An 18,224-nucleotide genomic window follows, 5' to 3' on the forward strand; every position below is an offset into this window, starting at 1 on the left:
TTTTAGTATTTTCTTAAGTAGTAATGTTTATAATGCCGCATTCACCACTTTCGCTCCCAAAGGCGAGATTATGGCCTGTTTTATCCCAGCTTAGTGCGGAAATAGCACTTTTCCCACAATTTTTTAGTTGGATTTCTTTTCCATCATGAAAACGTGCGCATGAAATCATTCCATCATTAAAGCCTATTGCGACAATTTCTTCATTTGGGTGGCATGAGACTGTGCTGACAAGTGCATTTGCTCGTGTACCAAGTTCCAACGGTGTTTTTCCTATAGGTCCATCTTTTGTATGAAAAGGCCAGACAATAGCTGCTGATGCACCTGATGTTGCTAGCCATCTTCCTTTTGGGCTCCAAGACCAGCTTTTAACTTTGCTTGGATAGCCGCCCATGTGTAAATGTTGATTATTTGCGAGATGCCAGCCATGTAGGGCATTTTCTTGCATAGTAGAAATTACATAACGGTTGTCTGGTGAGAAAGTGACACCAAAATGTGCTCCTTTCCATACCAATGTAGTTGGTGCTGCTTGCGTTGATAACCAATGGAGGGTAATACCATTGTAATGGGCAACAGCAAGTCGTAAACCTTTTGGTGCGAAAGCAAGACTTTCCACGCTACGTTCATGAATAAGCTCTTGTGATCCTTTACAGACATTTGCCGTTGTTAGACGAGAAGAAGCAAAGGCAAAAGCTTTTTGTGGTCCAAAAGCAACATTGCTTATCCATTTTCGTTCTTGCCTCCCTAAAACTTTGGTACAACCATCGGCTGTTGTTTGGCAAGCCTTTCCATCTTCTCCACCTGTGATGATAGCTGTGTTATCATGAGAGAAATCACTTGAAATTATGCCTTGATGAACTTCAATGGTTTGTGGGACTGAGCTTAAAAAAACAATAAAACCTTCCACCGAAACGAAAGCTGGTTTATCGTCTATAAAACCGCAGGAAAGACAATAGCTTTGGAGATCATAATTGATAATACTTGGCATTTTCACTCACTTATGCGCAATTTTCAAAACCAGTTTTCAGTTTTTTGGCATCGAGGGTGCGGCCAATAAGAACAAGTCGACTTTCACGTTTTTCATTTTTACGCCATGGACGCTGATGTTGTCCCTCAAGGATCATGTGTATGCCTTGAATGACATAACGATCATTATCTCCTTGAAATGCAATAATACCCTTTAAACGCAAAATATCAGGACCTTGTTGCTGCGTAATCTGTTGAATCCATGGGAAAAACTTTTCTGGTTTTAAGGCACCTGTTTTAAAACTTAAAGAAGTTATCGTAATGTCATGAATGGTAGATGTATGGTGATGTTCATGATCATGATTGCAATTGGCATCGCATACATGGTTTGAATGTTGGTGGTTTAAAAAATGAGGATCATTATCTAAGATGCGTTGTAGATCAAAGGAACCGCGATTGAGGAGTTTATCAAGAGGGATATTGGCGCGTTCTGTTGCATAAAGTGTGGCACAAGGATTAATTGCAAGAATGAGCGATTCAGCGTTTGCGCGTTCTTCTGCACTGACAAGATCAATTTTATTTAATAAAATGATATCAGAGAAGGCAATTTGTTCTTCAGCTTCACGGCTTTTTTTAAGTTGGAGCGGAAAATGCTTTGCATCAACAACTGCTATGACACTGTCGAGTGCAGTTTTTTCATGTACGGTATCATCCATAAAAAAAGTTTGTGCAACGGGAGCAGGGTCAGCAAGTCCTGTAGTTTCTATGATGATGGCATCAAATCGGTGAGAACGTTGCATCAGGCTTTCTAAAACGCGAATAAGATCACCACGCACGGTGCAGCAAACACAACCATTATTCATTTCATAAATTTCTTCGTCCGATTCAACGATAAGGTCATTATCGATGCCAATTTCACCAAATTCATTGACAATAACTGCATAACGTTTGCCATGGTTTTCGCTAAGAATGCGATTGAGAAGAGTGGTTTTTCCCGATCCAAGGTAGCCTGTGAGAACTGTAACGGGAAGTTTATTGGATGTATTTTGTGTTTTTTCCATGGTTGTGCCTTTTATCACAAGGTATTTATTTTAAATCGACTGATATCATCAAGTAAACCACGAAGCCCACAAAGAACATGAGAAAAAATTGCTTTTCCTGCTTGTGATGTTGCTTTACTTGCATTACCTGCCACTCCTTGCGGGTTAAGATCACGCATTTTCCACCCAAAGGCATGAGGACCATAGGCGCGTAAATACTGATAATTGGCAATCATATCGGCTTGCTTATTATGAAAATTTTCTGCCTTTTCTAGACGCACTTTTTCTGGCGCTAAATAAAGCATTAAAGAGGTTTCGATAAATCCTCCATGGATATCAAGATGGGATTGAGATGGATTCATTAATCCTTGTGGTAAGCCAAAACGACTCCAGCTTGTTGCTACCGCAAGCATTGAAAAACGTCTTCGTAATTCGGTAATAACAATACTCATTAAAGGAGAATTGCCTCCGTGGGCATTGAGAAGAAGAAAACGTTTGATACCTTTGCGATAGCAGTTTTCACCAATGTTTATCCATCGTTCTACAGCATCAGAAAAGGTGAGCGTTTGTGTGCCAGTAACATCCATGTGTTCTACTGAATAACCAATCTTTTCAACTGGCAAGAGCGCGATATCAAATTGCTTTTTTGCTTGTAAAGTGAGTTTTTTTGCAAAAGCTTCAGCGATAATCCAGTCAGTTTCAAATGGAAGATGATTCCCGTGATATTCGTGTGCACCTAAGGGCAAAAGAGCAAGGAAAGGCGTATCGGAGTCGGATATCATAATTTATTGCCAAAAAGAAAAATTAATAGCTATAGGATCTTCAAAGATGGTGAAATTGTTCTTCTCGACCCTAATCTATATGTAAGAAAAATACAAATAAGGACGTTTTTGTATCAAATATATATGTAACAAAATTTAGAGTTTTGTTAAAGTGAAACATCACTGAAAAATTTATATAAAATTTCAGTAGAATATCAAGATTTTTTTCTTCAAAGATTAAGTATATTTTGTGAAATTTTCTGATTAGTGCTGTTGTTTTTAAAAAGCTAATTTCAAAAGACTATCGAATACTCCGTGTCATCAAATTATTCAAATTCCAAGTTAAGGTAGAACTGCAAAATCTTCCCATTGCTGTTATGGAGATAAAAGGCAAGATACGGCTATTGATGCGAAAAGTATGACTATAAGGTCTTTGATTTCTAATCTAGATTCTAGGATCATCTTTTTGAAATGTCTGTAAAATGTATCAAAATAGTAAAAATCTTTATTGGGTTATTTTTTGCATTTGGTTGTTTTGGCCTTTAAATAGTGTGGTTACAGTTTTTTTATTTAATGGTAGAAAGTTGGTGTAATGGGGGGAATAATTTGAGGAGGTTTGGTTAATATTGATGCGCTGGAGAGCAATCGTACGCTTATCTACAATATACAGTCATTAAGATGATGGATGATAGGGGGAATTAAGAGAGATCAGGATCTATTTTTAAGTTGTCATGATGCTTAGAATGATAGGTCGATTGGTCGATTTTATAAGGGGTGATGCAGTCTGTTTAGAAGCGGGCAAATTTTACTATTTGAGATGTGTTTGTTCGCTTATAAGAAGAGCAAAAAGAGTTAAAATGAAGGAAATGATTATAAAAGATTGTATAGTATATTAGCTTAATTTATTACAATATGTGCTATATTATCATAAGTATTTACTCTATTTTTGATTTTATTAACAAAGAACCAAAATATTTTTCTTTGATTTATGTCTAAAAGTCGTTTTATGAATGTTTTGTTTTTTCTGATGCAAAAATGAATCTTCTTAAAAGTTTTAGTGACAATAATGCACTGTAGATTAGCGATAGAGTTTATTTTGATCCTGTAAATTTTAATAATGTTACCTTAGCAATTATGCGCAATTTCTTTACAATATTGAGTTTTATGGGAGCTGATCTTTATACGAGCTTATTTAAGTTAGCATTTCAGAAAAATATTTTTTGATTATATTTAATAAAAAAGTTTAATTATGTCTTTTTTGTGTCTTGCCATGTAATGCATAATGTATTATATACGTAATGTTAATAATTATAGAACGTATTATATCTAATTGTATTATTTTAAATTAAAATAAATAGTTAAATGTAAATTTTGTTATTTATATATTATGAATATTATTTAGCTTTTTCAGTAACGAAAAAGATGGAGCAAAATGAGTTATGTTTAAATTATTTAAAAATTGTATATGTTCGTGTGTTTTTATAACATTAATTCTTTGTTTTTCACATATTGTAGAGAGTAATGCGAATGTTGTGAGAGCTCAATTTCAAGAAGAAACAGTTCTTGCTCTATCAGAAAAAAATGCAGTTATGAGGGCAAGAGATATGGACATGGCTGTTATCCGAGATACTGGAGAACAAGACGGATTGGCTTTTGGTAAAGTTGAGAAAGTATCTTTATTTAAACAATATGCAGGAGTTTGGGGAGGTGTAGGGGTTGTCTCATTGCTAACAACTTTATTGGTGGGAGATCTCCCTAACATTTTGGTAGCTCTTTTGGCATTACTACTTTAATTCATTAATAGCCTATCTATCGCGTTAATAAGCTTCGTTAATTATTTCATTATTTTTGAAAAACAATATCTATCTGGTGTGGTTTGTACTACATTGGGAGAGGAAGGAAGATTACTCAATTACATTATTGAAAACAATATGGAATACTTTTTTCATGTATATATATTGGAGAAAGTTTACAATTCTCCAGTTTATGTTCTTCTTTTTCAAGAAGGTTGGGTCAGAGTCTTCGTTTACAAGCCTACGAATCTTTTGCAATAAAAAGGCAATAGAGTTTTTTAGGCGTTAGCGGGGGGAGAGGGATTTAATAAAAGATCTTGTTTAGCCCGAAGTCGTGCAATCCACTGGTTTTCTCGAATGGTGGTGTTATGCACTGTGATAAGCTCATTCTTTTTAATTTCAGCTGTAACTGTCGCTTTTTCCAAAAGACCGCACGGAATGGCTTGGTGGGCACGTGCTTCTGCAATGTTCATGATCCAAGCACGATAACTGTAAAGACCGATAAAGTCTAATTTATCACCAGGATGTAAATCTTTTTTAGCAACAGCACAGACCTCCACTACTGGATGATTAAGCGGTACCATATCTTTTTTGCCATAAAGCATAATGCGTGCACAGGTTAGAGGAACTTCCATTGCTGTTAAATGATAGGGACGATGAAAGGTGAAGTAAGGTCCATGACCAATTTTTAAATCTTCCATACGTTCGCGTAGACGTGGATGTGCTATTTCTGCAATTACAAAAACACCAGGAGAAACTCCTTGACCTATTGAATATTCTACAACACCATATTTGTTCAAGATACCACCGTCCTTTTTGGGGATAAGCACTTTGCTTAAATCTTGGAGTGCTGCTTGTGGTCCATGCATTCCAGGGCAATCGGGAAGAAGTCCGGTTGCATTGGCAATAGCTGCCATTTCAACCATTGTTTTAGAGCCATCAATAAACTCAACCAACATGCGCACATTCATATTACGTTGTAATGCTTCTTCTTCGTAAAGATCAGGTGTGGCATCAAAGATAAGTGGGTTATTTTTACCTTTACCGGCTGCAACAATCTTGTGTCCAAGAGCTGAAACAAATTCAATGAGTTCCATGCAGGAAGAGGGTTCATCACCGGCGCCAAGTGTATAAACGAGACCTCGCTTTTCCGCTTCATGTTTTAAATAAGCGCCAATCGTAACATCTGCTTCAACATTCATCATAACAAGATGTTTATTGTTCTCAAGTGCTTTGAAGCCAATTTCTGCACCAGCTTCTGGGTATCCTGTTGCATCAACAATAATATCAATTTGTTCGTTACGCAAAATAAGATCAATGTCATCTGTGGCTGCAATCAAGCCTTCTTCAATGGTTTTTGTTAAGGCATTGGTATTTTCAACTTCACGCACATGACCAGTTTCGCCATAGGCTAGTGTTGCTGCGTCAAAAATACGTGATGGTGTTCGGGTAGCGACGGCTGCAACGGTTATACCATCCATATGTGCAACGCTTGATAGTAAATCTGTTCCCATTTCACCACAGCCAACCAGTCCAATTCGGATAGGATGATGATGTTCTGCACGCTGCTTTAAATCACGCGCCAAACCCGTCAGGCTCACATTGCTTGCCATTGTCTTGATCCTATTTGTTATTGTTTTTTCCCATTTGAAAACTACTTTGCCAAAAAAGATATTTGCCTATTATTAAGACGCGTTTACTCTTGATGCTCTAATCAATGGGTTTTATAAAAGCAAGAGGGCGTGAGATCTTTTATCAAATAAAACAGGAATGGCGTTATGCAGCGAAAAATAGCAGTGCACGATATAGCAAACTTTATAGGGAAAGAAGTTGGCTTATCGCAGTGGCGTCTTGTCACACAAGATATGGTTAATCAATTTGCATGCGCAACAGATGATCATCAGTGGATTCATGTGGATGAAGAAAGAGCAAAAGAAACGCCCTTTGGTGGCACTATCGCTCATGGTTTTTTGACATTATCTCTTTTGTCTACTCTGGCTTATGAAGCACTTCCTAAGCTGGAAGATACAACAATGGAGATCAATTATGGTTTTGATAAAGTGCGGTTTATGAACCCTGTAAAGACGGGAGCGCGGGTACGCGCTCGTTTTGTTTTGAGTGATGCTGAGATTCGCCCTTCCGGTCGGGTTATTTTTCATTATGAAGCCACGATAGAAATTGAGCAGTTAAAAAAGCCAGCTCTAACTGCTCAATGGCTTATTATAGCTATGATTGAGAAAAAAAATTAAACGTAAAAATTATTTTAGTGCTTTGCTTTATTAAGTTTTTGTACAATTTTATCGGAAGACCATTGGATAATAACATTCAAAATAATTAAAAGGATGATAACTATTGTCATAATAAAGGTATTATAACGTTGGTAACCATAGCGAATTGCCATATCTCCTAAACCGCCTCCTCCTAGGTACCCTGCAAGTGAAGTGGCTCCGATAAGAGAGATGATCATGACTGTAAATCCTGTAATTAAGTGCGGGAGTGCTTCAGGGATAAGAACATATCTAACAAGTTGAAGATGATTAGCTCCCATGGAACGAACGGCTTCAATTAAGTCATTTTCGACTGTTCTAAAAGAAAGTTCTGCCATTCGTGCATAAAAAGGAATGGCTGAAATGGTGAGGACAAAAATTGCAGAAGGCATTCCTACGCCGCTCCCTACAACTATACGGGTGATAGGTAAAAGGTAAAATGCAAGAATAATAAAAGGGATTGCGCGAATACTATCAACAATAAGGCTTAAAGGACGGTTTATAAGGCGTGATGCAAAAAGCCCTCCGCGTGCGGTTGTATAGAGCAGAAGTCCGAGCGGAAGTCCTACAATAAGTGCTATCAAAGAAGCGCTTATTGTCATTAATAATGTATCAAAAATAGCACGGGTTAGTTCATGAGAGAGGATATTAAACATAGCCTAAAACCTCGCAATATTGACCTTTTTCTGTCAACCAATTGATAGCTTTTTTTAAAATTTCTTTATCTTGCCCAGGAAGACCAAGGAATAGACGGCCAATGGTTTCACCTTGGATTGTATCAATACCACCATGCAAAATACGCGCTCTTAAACCGATTTCATCTTCAAGAAGACTGAGAAAAGGTTGTTGAGCAATTTCACCTGCAATATTAATTTCAATGACAGCTTCTTGCCCTGTTGGTTTAAGTTTTTTTACAAATTTTTCAGGAAGTTGTGGTGTAACAAGCTTAAGCATGGCAATGGTTGTCTCTTCTTGTGGTGATGTAAAAATATCTTTCACACATCCTTCTTCCACAATGCATCCTTGATTGAGAACAACAACACGATGCGCAATGGTGCGCACAACTTCCATTTCATGGGTAATGAGTACAATAGTAAGATTGAGACGCTTATTAATATCGGCAAGAAGCTTTAAAATAGATTGTGTTGTCTCAGGATCAAGAGCAGATGTTGCTTCATCTGATAACAATATTTTGGGATTAACTGCTAAAGAGCGTGCAATTCCTACGCGCTGTTTTTGCCCTCCTGAAAGTTCTGCGGGATAAGAATATTCTTTACCACATAGTCCTACTAATTCAATAAGTTCAAAGGCACGTTCACGACGTTGTTTTTTGTTTATGCCTGCTAATTTTAATGGTAATTCAATGTTATCAATTACTTTTTGCGATGATAAAAGATTGAAATGTTGAAAAATCATGCCAATGCGTTGACGATAAGGTACCCATTCTTGCTCAGAGAGATTTGAAATATTAACACCTTCAAAAAAAAGAGATCCTTCATCAATGCGTTTTAATCCATTTAAGCAGCGCATAAGCGTAGATTTACCTGCTCCACTGCGTCCGATAATACCAAGAATTTCACCTGCATGGATATCGAGAGACAAATGATTTATTGCTAAATTTTTAGCTGTTTTTCTAAAACGGCAGCTGATGTTTTTTAAGGAAATAAGAGCGGGATTGTCCATTTATATTTTTACCAAGATGTTTGGGCAGCTATGCCAAAAATTTCTTTAATTTTTGCACGGACAGCTTCACTATTGTAGGAGGAAACCAATTTTTGAACCCATGGCTTGTCTTTATCAGCGCTACGCACCACGATAACATTGTTATAAGGATTATTTTCTATTTTTTCCCATGCAATGGCATCTTTTTGCAAATCTAATCCGGTCGTCAAAGCCCAATTCGTATTTACAATCACGATATCAAAATCATCAATTGCACGCCCCAAAATACCGGCATCTAATTCACGGATTTTAAAATTTTTTGGATTTTCAATGATATCCAGTGGGGATGCGAGAATATTTTGGGGATCTTTTAATTTAACAAGCTCTAAAGAATTGAGAAGAAGTAAGGCTCTTGCGCCATTTGATGGATCATTAGGGATGCCAATTTTTGCTCCATTGCTCAGCTCTTTTATATCTTTAATTTTGTGCGAATAGATACCCATGGGCGTAATAAATGTGTATCCCGCAATTGAAAGTTTATAGCCATGATTTTCAATTTGATTGTTAAGATAAGGTGCATGCTGAAAAGCATTTGCATCAATATTTCCTGCATAAACAGCATCGTTGAGTAAAGCGTAATCAGAAAAATAGATCAGTTCAATGTTTAGATTCTCTTTTTTGGCTTGCTCAATAGCAACTTTCCAAATGTCAGCTTCCTCTCCTTCCATAACACCAAGCTTGATGTTTGATTTATCTACTGCCATTGAAAAGGCTGTAGACAAGAAAATTGCAAAAAGAGAAAAGAGTAATCTGATAGTGGTATTCTGAAATAATTTTTTTGATATCATGTACATTTGTCTTTCTTTTGCAAAAGATTTTTGAGGGAAAACTCAATATACTTCTCATTATTCTAGGGAGATCAGAAAGTATAAAAGCTTAATATAATATGCAATTACTTTTATTCAAAAATAATATTGTAGCCTTTTATATTGTAAGCATTTTGAAGAGAACAACAGGGATTAACAGGAAGCTCTTATTTCAAATTCAGGTGATGAATTTTTATGTTGCGATAATTTGTGGGGAACCAATGGTAATTTTAAAACTTCTTTAAAGTATGGTTATCTGAATAAGAAAGCGATCAGATTGTATTATTGCAAGCTGGCAATTCATGAGTTGCACACTACAGTTTAGACAATAAATCCACGTGTATCGAGCGGTAAAGGACAAAATAAAAGAGTTTTTTCAAAATGTGGTGTATCTTAAGGAAGCGATTGATCACCATTATTGAAATCAAGTAAATTTTGCAAAAGCAAATATAAATATTTTGTCCTCATATTATGAAGAGGAATAAGAGATAGTGCTAAATAAGAATTTGTTATCAACCACGACGGTTATATTATCTTTGGTAGGATTATGGTTTGGAGTGTCGGTATCTTATGCAAATGCTGCAAGAGCTGCCCGTATAGCAGCGGGGCATGCAATTTTGCATACGAACCCTGCTCCAACTTACAAAACTATAGCAATAATTCCAGCTGGAGCGAAAGTGCAAGTTAACGGCTGCTTACCCGATAAAACTTGGTGCTCATTTCAATATAATGGAATAGTTGGTTGGGCATCTGCGCGTTATTTAAATACCAACGATGTTCCTACGATTTCTTTTACATCTACGCGTGTGAAATCAGATTCAATGATGAAAACACGAGAAAAGAATAGTATTAAACATGTTATCCCTAGTCCCAAAGCTATTATGAAACCTCAAAAAATAGGACAATGGGTACAAAGTCGCTACATAACAGATGTGCCCGTCAATCACACAGGCATAAAAAGGGATGAGCGGACGATTTTGGATCCTTCAACACAGGTGCAGAATATATCTGTAGAACACGTGGCCGCTTATAATCCTTTATTTCCCGATGACGTTAATTATAAAAATTTTGAACGGAACGAAACGCGTTATCGTGTTGTGACATATCCTGTTCCATACAGATGAAAGATAAAGAAAATTTACTATCGTTGAGATTGCGGAAAAGAAACATAGCAGCATAAAACATTTTTTTGTTTCATGCTGCGCTTTTTCTTTTAAGTTATTGATTTAGGATTTATCAGATTACGAGAGACAAGCAATTCAGCAATTTGAACTGTATTTAATGCCGCTCCTTTTCTTAAATTGTCGGCAGCAATCCAGAAAGCTAGACCATTTTCAACGGTGATATCTTCGCGAACGCGGCTAATAAAGGTATCATCTTCTCCTGTGCATTCATAGGGAGTTATATATCCGCCATCTTCATGTTTATCAATAAGTTGACAACCAGGTGCATCGCGCAGAAGATTTTGCGCTTCATTGGCACTTAGTGGTTTTTCGAGTTCAACATTAACGGCTTCAGCATGACCGATAAAGACAGGGACACGGACAGCTGTTGCTGTTAATTTGATTTTAGGATCAAGAATTTTTTTCGTTTCAACCACCATTTTCCATTCTTCTTTGGTATAGCCATCTTCCATGAAAACATCGATATGAGGGATGACGTTAAAAGCAATGCGTTTGGTGAATTTTTTTGATGTGATTGGATCGGCAACGAAGACTGCTCGTGATTGCTCAAATAATTCATCCATTCCTTGCTTACCAGCTCCAGAAACTGATTGATAAGTGGACACCACAACGCGTTTAATTGTTGCTGCATCATGGAGAGGTTTTAAAGCTAAAACAAGCTGAATTGTTGAGCAATTAGGGTTTGCTATGATATTGCGCTTGGAAAACTCACTAATAGCTTCAGCATTAACTTCGGGAACGATCAACGGGATATTAGCGTCGTAACGCCAGGTGGATGAGTTGTCGATCACGATACAACCTGTAGCAGCGATTTTAGGGGCATATGTTTGGGAAATACTTCCTCCCGCTGACATGAGGCATATATCTGTGTCGGAAAAGTCGTATGTATCAAGTGCTTTTACTTTTAAAGTTTTGTCGCCATAAGGAACAGTCTGCCCTAATGAACGCCGCGATGCTAAAGGGATTATTTCATGAGCAGGGAAGTTTCGTTCTTCCAAAATCGTTAGCATTTCACGACCAACATTTCCAGTAGCGCCGACGATTGCAATTTTAAAACTCATTTTTAGCACTCCTGTTCCTCTCCACTTTTCTCCTTAGGCTACACTCAGGAGAGGGCGAGTTTGCCAAGGAATCCTAAATTGTATTGTCGGTTTTCATAGGTTCATTGTTTACACACGCCAACAATAATTCGTAAACACTACTGATCGGCTCATTTAAATGCACCGTCTTTTTGGTTCATTGAAAGCTGAGAAAGTTTGGATACTTTATGTCAAGCCATGCGAACATCTTCTTAACAATGCTTTAGTCTAGTCAATCGCTTATCTTCTGTCAATTATCTCCCTTGAGAAATTTAAATTTTGTAATGATTGTTCCTCTCATTGCGCTGGTAAAATTTTTATATTTCATTTCCTACTTTTTACTTTATTGTTCTCATTTCCAAAAATCTCTTCCTCATGTTAAAAACTACAATTGAGATTTTCATTTTAGATAAGTAATGGGATTGTGTATTTTTCGATGACGTCAGTTTTGTCGAAAAAAGGAATTTACTTGAACTTTTCCTATTGTTTAAAATAAGAAAATACTGAAAAAGTTCAGTCAATACAAAGAGATCTGTTGATAAAGAAATAATTGGTAAGAGTTTTTTGCAATGAGAGAAATTTAGTGCAGATGCCTTATTTTTTTATGTGCTGCTTTTCATTTTGCTGCAAAGAGCGCGCTTCTGAGGCAAGCATAATGGGAATGCCGTTACGAATAGGGTAGGCAAGTTTTGCTTTGAGTGAAATTAGCTCCTGCGTTTTGTGATCCAAAGAGAGCGTTCCCTTTGTAATTGGACAGACGAGTAACTCTAACATTTTGGGATCAGTGGTTATTTTTTTCATATTTTGAAGTTTATTAATTTAGATGATAATGTGTCCCTGCTTGTTTCATGAGCGAGCGTTCGGTTAAAGCGAGAAGAGTTTGGGCGCGGCTTCCAATATCGGGCGCTTCTAGCAGAGCTTGCTTTTCTGCTGGTGTAAAAGGGATGAGAGTTGAAAAAGCGTTAACCAATATTGTCGTGGGTGTTTGTAGGATACTGCTCCAGTTATATTCTATTTCATGTATTGTGAGATATTTCTCAACAATGTTTAATAAATTTTCTCGATTAATCTCTTCTGAGATTTTTGATTCTTGTAAATCTTTTGTATTTGATTTAATAGAGGCGGTTCTATAGGACTTTGTGTTAGCCAACTCTTGTTCTAAGGTAAAGCGGCAAATCCCCTGTAATATTATGAAAAGCCGCCCGTTTCCAGTTTCATTGTAATTTGTAATGCGCCCTATGCAACCTGTTTTGTAAAGTTCTGTAGACAGGCAGTCTGTTCTTGATGGAAGTGGCTGAACAATACCTAACAGGCGATTCGATAACATCACATCTTCAACCATTTCGAGAGCTTCTGGTTCAAAGATATTGAGTGATAGAACTCCTCCTGGTAGTAAAAGTGCCCCTTCTAAAGGGAAAAGAGCAATTTGTTTTGGTAAATCATTTTCATCATTATAAAGGACGTTACCAGCTTTCATCAGTGTTTTTAACCTTATGTTCCGATGAGGTTGAGTGCGTAAACAGTTGCAGTTTTTAGTGATAAAAAACCGCCCTCTTTCGCGTTAAGATCATGAGCGATAAATACTTTGAACCAATATTTATTGTTAAAAGACAGCAAAATTTACGACTCCAAGCTAGATAATGTAGGAGAGAATGTCCCTTTTTAATCCTTTTTGTTGGCGAAACTTTGCATAGTTTTCAAGTGGTGTTTTTATCTGTAATCCCTGCAATCTTTCATCTCCTTGTTCACTCAAAGTGCGAGACCACTTGCAATTTATAATGTTTAAGATATTGGCATTATAAGTCCTTTAAAATAGCCTGTGCAAGTTAAAAAATTAGGACATTTTATTCATTTTGCAGATGACAGGGTGAAAAAGATAGTTTATAGACCAAAGCATGTCGAAAAGAGCATTATTGCTTCTTTTATTCTTTTGCGGGAGAGTGCAGATTGCGAGCTTTCGTACTTGCCGCCGAAGGGGAAAACAGCCCATAATCTCTCAGGCTTTAGGGACCGTAAAAGGAGAAAGGCAGATCTGGAAAGTCGGGATGATCCGCGCCGAAGGTGTTAAGCGAAAGCTCTTTTCGCGAGTCTCTCAGGTTTGTGACAGAGGGGTGCAGGAACGACTACATAGTGTGAGCGTTAGCACGCTTTGGAGATATTATGGGCACATTACAAGAATTTGGAACATCATCTTTAAAAACACTTCCTCTCTATGAATTGCATGAAAAAGCTGGAGCTAAGTTTGGTGCTTTTGCTGGTTGGAACATGCCTTTGACTTATCCTCTTGGGGTTTTGAAAGAACATCTTCATACGCGTACCCATGCGGGTCTTTTTGATATTTCTCATATGAAATTAATTAGCATTGAAGGGGCGCAAGCAATTGAATTTTTATCATATGCACTTCCTCTTGATGCGTCAGCTTTAAAGATTGGCCAATCACGGTATAGTTATTTGCTCAATGAGCTGGCTGGTATTCTAGATGATCTTATCCTTACTCGTTTGGCAGAATCTCGTTTTATGCTAGTCGTCAATGCTGGTAATGCGCAGGCTGATCTTGCTGAGCTTAAAAAACGTGCTGTTGGTTTTGAATGTCAAGTAACTGCTCTTGAAAGAGTCTTACTTGCTCTTCAAGGACCAGAAGCCGCAGCGGTTATAGCTGATGCAGGTTTAGCTGGTAATCAATTGTTATTTATGCAAGGATTTGAACCACAACAAGATTGGTTTGTGACGCGTTCTGGTTATACAGGAGAAGATGGCTTTGAAATTGCTCTTCCAGAAGATCAAGCACGCGAATTGGCTAAAAAATTACTAAGTGATTCTCGCGTTGAGTGGATTGGTCTTGCGGCGCGCGATAGTCTTCGGTTAGAAGCAGGGCTGTGTTTGCATGGTAATGATATTACGTCTGACACTACACCTATTGATGCTGCTCTGACATGGGCTGTTCCAAAAGCTGTTCGAGAAAAAGCACAATTTTATGGAGCAAAGGCTTTTCTTGAAGCTCTTCAAAATGGACCTTCTCGTTGTCGTGTTGGTCTAAAACCACAAACGCGCCAACCCATTCGTGCTGGAGCATTGCTTTTTGATGATGAAGGAAATCAGATTGGGGTGGTGACATCGGGTGGTTTTGGTCCATCTTTTGATGGTCCTGTTGCGATGGGTTATGTTCCTGTTGCTTGGAAAAATATTGGAATGGAAGTCTTTACTGAGTTGCGCGGTAAAAAGATTGCGCTGTCTGTTCATTTACTCCCTTTTGTTGAACAACGTTACTTTAAAGGATAATTTTTATGTCTAAAATTTACTTTACAGAAGATCATGAATGGCTCAGCGTTGAAGGGCAAGTGGCTACTGTTGGTATTACGCATTATGCTCAAGAGCAGTTAGGTGATTTAGTTTTTGTTGATTTGCCACAAAGTGGAACGCAGCTTGCTAAGGGAGATGCTGCTGCTGTTGTGGAGTCGGTCAAGGCTGCTTCAGATGTTTATGCACCTCTTGATGGGGAAGTAGTTGAAATTAATGAGGCATTGGCAAATAGTCCTGAATTGGTAAATCAGAAAGCTGAAAAAGAAGGTTGGTTATGGAAAATGAAATTACAGGATGAAACACAACTTGAAGGGTTGTTGGATGAAGCCGCTTATAAAACACTGATTGGATAAGTGCTATGCAGGAATGTTCTTTTTCTTCGCGGCATATTGGGATTCGTCCTGATGAAGTACAAAAAATGCTTGATGTTTTAGCGCTTGATTGTGTTGATACATTAATCGCTCAAGCTGTTCCTCAGTCTATCTATTTGGGGCGCTCACTTAATTTGCCAAAGGCTGCTAGTGAAGGACAGGCTTTGGAAGAATTGTCTCAAATCATGGGAAAAAACCATGTGCATAAAAGTTTTATTGGGCAGGGGTATCACGGAACATTTGTTCCCCCTGTTATTTTGCGCAATCTTTTTGAAAATCCAGCTTGGTATACTGCTTATACACCCTATCAAGCAGAAATTAGCCAAGGCCGTTTAGAACTTTTGTTTTATTTTCAAACTTTGGTTAGTGAATTAACTGGTTTGCCTGTTGCAGCTGCTTCACTTCTTGATGAAGCAACGGCTTTAGCGGAGGCTAATGCGGTGGCTGTACGCTTTGCGCGTGGGAAAAAAACAAAAATTTCCATTCAAAGTCTTTTGCATCCTCAAACTCTGAGTGTTGCGCAAACACGTGCAGAAACACAAGGCATTAAAATTAGCGAAAAGAGTGAAATTTGTTCTGAGACGGCTGCAATTGTTTTGTCTTGGCCAGATACAAAAGGTTCCTTTAACGATTATACTGATATCATTAGGCAAGCAAAGGCAAAAGGAGCGCTGGTAATTGTTGTGGCAGATCCTTTGGCGCTAACCTTAATGGAAGCGCCAGCTAAATGGGGTGCCGATATTGTTGTTGGCTCTATGCAACGTTATGGGGTTCCAATGGGTTTTGGTGGACCTCATGCAGGTTATCTTGCGGTCAGTGATGCTTTAACGCGCTTAATTCCAGGACGTATTGTTGGTCAATCTGTGGACACACGGGGACGTATTGGTTTTCGTTTAGCGTTGCAAACACGTGAACAACATATTCGACGCGATAAAGCAACATCGAATATTTGCACAGCACAGGCTCTTTTAGCAAATATGGCAACCGCTTATGCTGTTTGGCACGGGCCACAAGGTTTGCAAGCAATTGCTCAGAGAATTCATCGCTTAACGTGCCGTTTTGTTGCTAGTTTAGAGGCGGCTGGCATTTGTTGTGAAGGAGAATATTTTTTTGATTGCGTAAGCATTTTTGTGAAGGGAAGAGCTAAAGAGATTGCCGCTCAAGCAAAAATGGGAGGACGTCTTGTTCGTATTCTCAATGATGATACAATTGTGATCAACTTTGATGAATTGTCAACGCAAGAGGACGTTTGTGCGCTAGCAGAGCTTTTTGGTGCACAATTAGTTGATCAGACTTCTCCACGACTTTTTGGGAGAGAACGTGATGGAACTTTTCTTTCGCAGCCATTTTTTCATGCGGTTCATTCAGAAACAGAGATGATGCGCTTTTTGCGTCGTTTATCGGACAAAGATTTAGCATTGGATCGAGCAATGATTCCGCTTGGTTCTTGTACGATGAAGCTTAATGCGGCAGCTGAATTGATGCCTTTAAGTTGGCATACAGTTGCTCATATGCATCCCTTTGCTTCTCAAGAGGATACAGCAGGTTATAAGGAAATGATCAACCAATTAGGTGCGTGGTTGTGCGAAATTACAGGGTTTGCACAAGTATCTTTTCAGCCAAATTCTGGTGCTCAAGGGGAGTATGCTGGGCTTTTGGCAATAAACCGATATTATCAATCACGCGGAGAGCATCAACGCACAGTTTGTCTTGTTCCTGCATCAGCACATGGAACGAATCCAGCATCAGCTCACATGGCGGGAATGGAAGTTGTTGTGGTAAAATGTTTGAGCGATGGTGATGTTGATATTGATGATCTCAAGATGAAAGCGCAATCGCATAAGGATCGTTTAGCGGCTTTAATGATTACCTATCCTTCAACCCATGGTGTTTATGAGGAAAGCATTAAAGAGATTTGCTCTATTATTCATGAAAATGGGGGACAAGTTTACTTTGATGGTGCTAATCTTAATGCACTTGTTGGGCTTGCGCGCCCAGCAGATATTGGGGCTGATGTTTGTCATATGAATCTTCATAAAACATTTGCAATTCCTCATGGAGGAGGTGGACCAGGTGTCGGTCCGATAGGGGTGGCAGAGCATCTAAAGTCATTTTTACCAGGTCATGAACAAGAGGGGACGACTCATGCAGTTTCGGCTGCTCCTTACGGAAGTGCATCTATTCTCGTTATTACGTGGATGTATATTCGGATGATGGGGGCTGATGGTTTGAAATATGCGACACAAATAGCAATTTTGAATGCTAATTATGTTGCTGCGCGTCTTTCACAGGCTTATTCTATTCTTTACAGAGGCAAGCATGGGCGTGTTGCTCATGAATGTATTGTAGATACACGTGTGTTGAAAGACCAATATGGGATCAGTGTTGATGATATTGCAAAACGCTTAATTGACTATGGATTTCATGCGCCCACGATGTCATTTCCAGTTCCTGGAACTTTGATGATTGAGCCAACGGAATCAGAGCCAAAGGCAGAGATTGATCGTCTCTGTGATGCTTTGCTCTTGATTGCTGAAGAAGCGCAAAAAGTTGGTGAGGGGGTTTGGCCAAAAGACGATAATCCGTTAGTAAATGCTCCACATACATTAATAGATACTGTGGATGATGCTTGGGTGCGGCCTTATTCACGACAAGAAGCTGCTTTCCCTAACAACTCTCTTGATCCAGCATATAAATACTGGCCTCCTGTTTCCCGTATTGATAATGTTGCGGGAGATAAAATGCTTATTTGTTCTTGCCCACCATTGGGGAATACATATTAAATTTATTTATGCATGTTGATGACGAAAAGGTTCACACATTTTGTGTGGAGTTTTTCGTCGTCACTTATATGGATTGCGTGATATTATTTTATTGCTTTTTGTTGAGCTGGTCACACCCTTAAAAAGAGATTGATAATTTCTCTTATCTCTGTTTT

At 38.3% G+C, this 18,224-nt stretch carries 16 protein-coding genes and 1 riboswitch; of the genes, 6 read left to right on the top strand and 10 right to left on the bottom strand.

The genetic code is table 11. The annotated features are described in order from the left end of the window. Positions 1–13 precede the first annotated feature (13 nt). From V4B18_RS03090 to V4B18_RS03100, 3 genes are read right to left on the bottom strand one after another with little or no spacing between them, the layout of a single operon-like run. Positions 14–985, bottom strand: coding sequence for a WD40 repeat domain-containing protein (locus tag V4B18_RS03090; protein WP_455476368.1), 972 nt, complete (start codon positions 983–985; stop codon positions 14–16). Positions 986–995: 10 nt separating this feature from the next. After that, a complete protein-coding gene (locus V4B18_RS03095; RefSeq protein ID WP_455476369.1) occupies positions 996–2,024 on the bottom strand; it encodes a CobW family GTP-binding protein in 1,029 nt (342 codons plus the stop codon). A gap of 14 nt (positions 2,025–2,038) precedes the next feature. Next, positions 2,039–2,785 carry a creatininase family protein gene (locus V4B18_RS03100; protein WP_455476370.1) on the bottom strand — a complete coding sequence of 249 codons (747 nt, stop codon included), beginning with the start codon at positions 2,783–2,785 and terminating at the stop codon, positions 2,039–2,041. Between the two features lie 1,511 nt (positions 2,786–4,296). Here V4B18_RS03100 and V4B18_RS03105 point away from each other — a divergent pair. Further along, positions 4,297–4,557, top strand: a complete 261-nt coding sequence (locus V4B18_RS03105) for a hypothetical protein (protein ID WP_455476371.1) — start codon at positions 4,297–4,299, stop codon at positions 4,555–4,557. A gap of 278 nt (positions 4,558–4,835) precedes the next feature. Here V4B18_RS03105 and V4B18_RS03110 read toward each other — a convergent pair whose 3' ends face one another. Next, on the bottom strand, positions 4,836–6,170 hold the full coding sequence (locus tag V4B18_RS03110; RefSeq protein WP_455476372.1) for an NAD(P)H-dependent oxidoreductase: 1,335 nt from the start codon (positions 6,168–6,170) through the stop codon (positions 4,836–4,838). 165 nt (positions 6,171–6,335) lie between these two features. Between V4B18_RS03110 and V4B18_RS03115 the strand changes: the two genes are divergently transcribed. Beyond that, positions 6,336–6,806 (top strand): MaoC family dehydratase, encoded by a 471-nt coding sequence (locus tag V4B18_RS03115; RefSeq protein ID WP_455476373.1) that lies wholly within the window; start codon positions 6,336–6,338, stop codon positions 6,804–6,806. A 14-nt stretch (positions 6,807–6,820) separates the two neighbouring features. Here the strand turns inward: V4B18_RS03115 and V4B18_RS03120 are convergent, their stop codons facing one another. From V4B18_RS03120 to V4B18_RS03130, 3 genes are read right to left on the bottom strand one after another with little or no spacing between them, the layout of a single operon-like run. Further along, the gene (locus V4B18_RS03120; protein ID WP_455476374.1) at positions 6,821–7,480 is read right to left on the bottom strand and encodes a methionine ABC transporter permease; all 660 of its coding nucleotides are present in this window, start codon (positions 7,478–7,480) and stop codon (positions 6,821–6,823) included. Continuing rightward, the gene (locus V4B18_RS03125) at positions 7,473–8,507 is read right to left on the bottom strand and encodes a methionine ABC transporter ATP-binding protein (protein WP_455476375.1); all 1,035 of its coding nucleotides are present in this window, start codon (positions 8,505–8,507) and stop codon (positions 7,473–7,475) included. The genes V4B18_RS03120 and V4B18_RS03125 overlap by 8 nt, the downstream gene beginning before the upstream one ends. A gap of 8 nt (positions 8,508–8,515) precedes the next feature. Next, entirely contained in the window at positions 8,516–9,334 is an 819-nt protein-coding gene (locus tag V4B18_RS03130; protein ID WP_455476376.1) for a MetQ/NlpA family ABC transporter substrate-binding protein, read from the bottom strand. 509 nt (positions 9,335–9,843) lie between these two features. Here V4B18_RS03130 and V4B18_RS03135 point away from each other — a divergent pair. Then, positions 9,844–10,476, top strand: a complete 633-nt coding sequence (locus V4B18_RS03135) for an SH3 domain-containing protein (RefSeq protein ID WP_455476377.1) — start codon at positions 9,844–9,846, stop codon at positions 10,474–10,476. Between the two features lie 89 nt (positions 10,477–10,565). Here V4B18_RS03135 and V4B18_RS03140 read toward each other — a convergent pair whose 3' ends face one another. The 3 genes from V4B18_RS03140 to V4B18_RS03150 all read right to left on the bottom strand — a co-directional run bounded on the left by V4B18_RS03140 (position 10,566) and on the right by V4B18_RS03150 (position 13,092). Beyond that, positions 10,566–11,597, bottom strand: coding sequence for an aspartate-semialdehyde dehydrogenase (locus V4B18_RS03140; protein ID WP_455476515.1), 1,032 nt, complete (start codon positions 11,595–11,597; stop codon positions 10,566–10,568). 612 nt (positions 11,598–12,209) lie between these two features. Beyond that, the gene (locus V4B18_RS03145; protein ID WP_455476378.1) at positions 12,210–12,416 is read right to left on the bottom strand and encodes a Trm112 family protein; all 207 of its coding nucleotides are present in this window, start codon (positions 12,414–12,416) and stop codon (positions 12,210–12,212) included. A gap of 13 nt (positions 12,417–12,429) precedes the next feature. Beyond that, the gene (locus V4B18_RS03150) at positions 12,430–13,092 is read right to left on the bottom strand and encodes an LON peptidase substrate-binding domain-containing protein (RefSeq protein WP_455476379.1); all 663 of its coding nucleotides are present in this window, start codon (positions 13,090–13,092) and stop codon (positions 12,430–12,432) included. A gap of 446 nt (positions 13,093–13,538) precedes the next feature. Then, positions 13,539–13,638, top strand: a riboswitch (glycine riboswitch). Positions 13,639–13,775: 137 nt separating this feature from the next. Between V4B18_RS03150 and gcvT the strand changes: the two genes are divergently transcribed. Genes gcvT through gcvP form a run of 3 tightly spaced genes read left to right on the top strand, consistent with a single transcriptional unit; the run spans position 13,776 to position 18,069 of the window. Continuing rightward, on the top strand, positions 13,776–14,894 hold the full coding sequence (gene gcvT, locus V4B18_RS03155) for a glycine cleavage system aminomethyltransferase GcvT (RefSeq protein ID WP_455476380.1): 1,119 nt from the start codon (positions 13,776–13,778) through the stop codon (positions 14,892–14,894). Positions 14,895–14,899: 5 nt separating this feature from the next. Beyond that, complete coding sequence (gene gcvH, locus V4B18_RS03160) at positions 14,900–15,268, top strand: glycine cleavage system protein GcvH (protein WP_455476381.1); 369 nt, start codon at positions 14,900–14,902, stop codon at positions 15,266–15,268. Between the two features lie 5 nt (positions 15,269–15,273). After that, on the top strand, positions 15,274–18,069 hold the full coding sequence (gene gcvP, locus V4B18_RS03165) for an aminomethyl-transferring glycine dehydrogenase (RefSeq protein WP_455476382.1): 2,796 nt from the start codon (positions 15,274–15,276) through the stop codon (positions 18,067–18,069). Positions 18,070–18,224: the final 155 nt, after the last annotated feature.

Source organism: Bartonella sp. B17 (assembly GCF_053795755.1).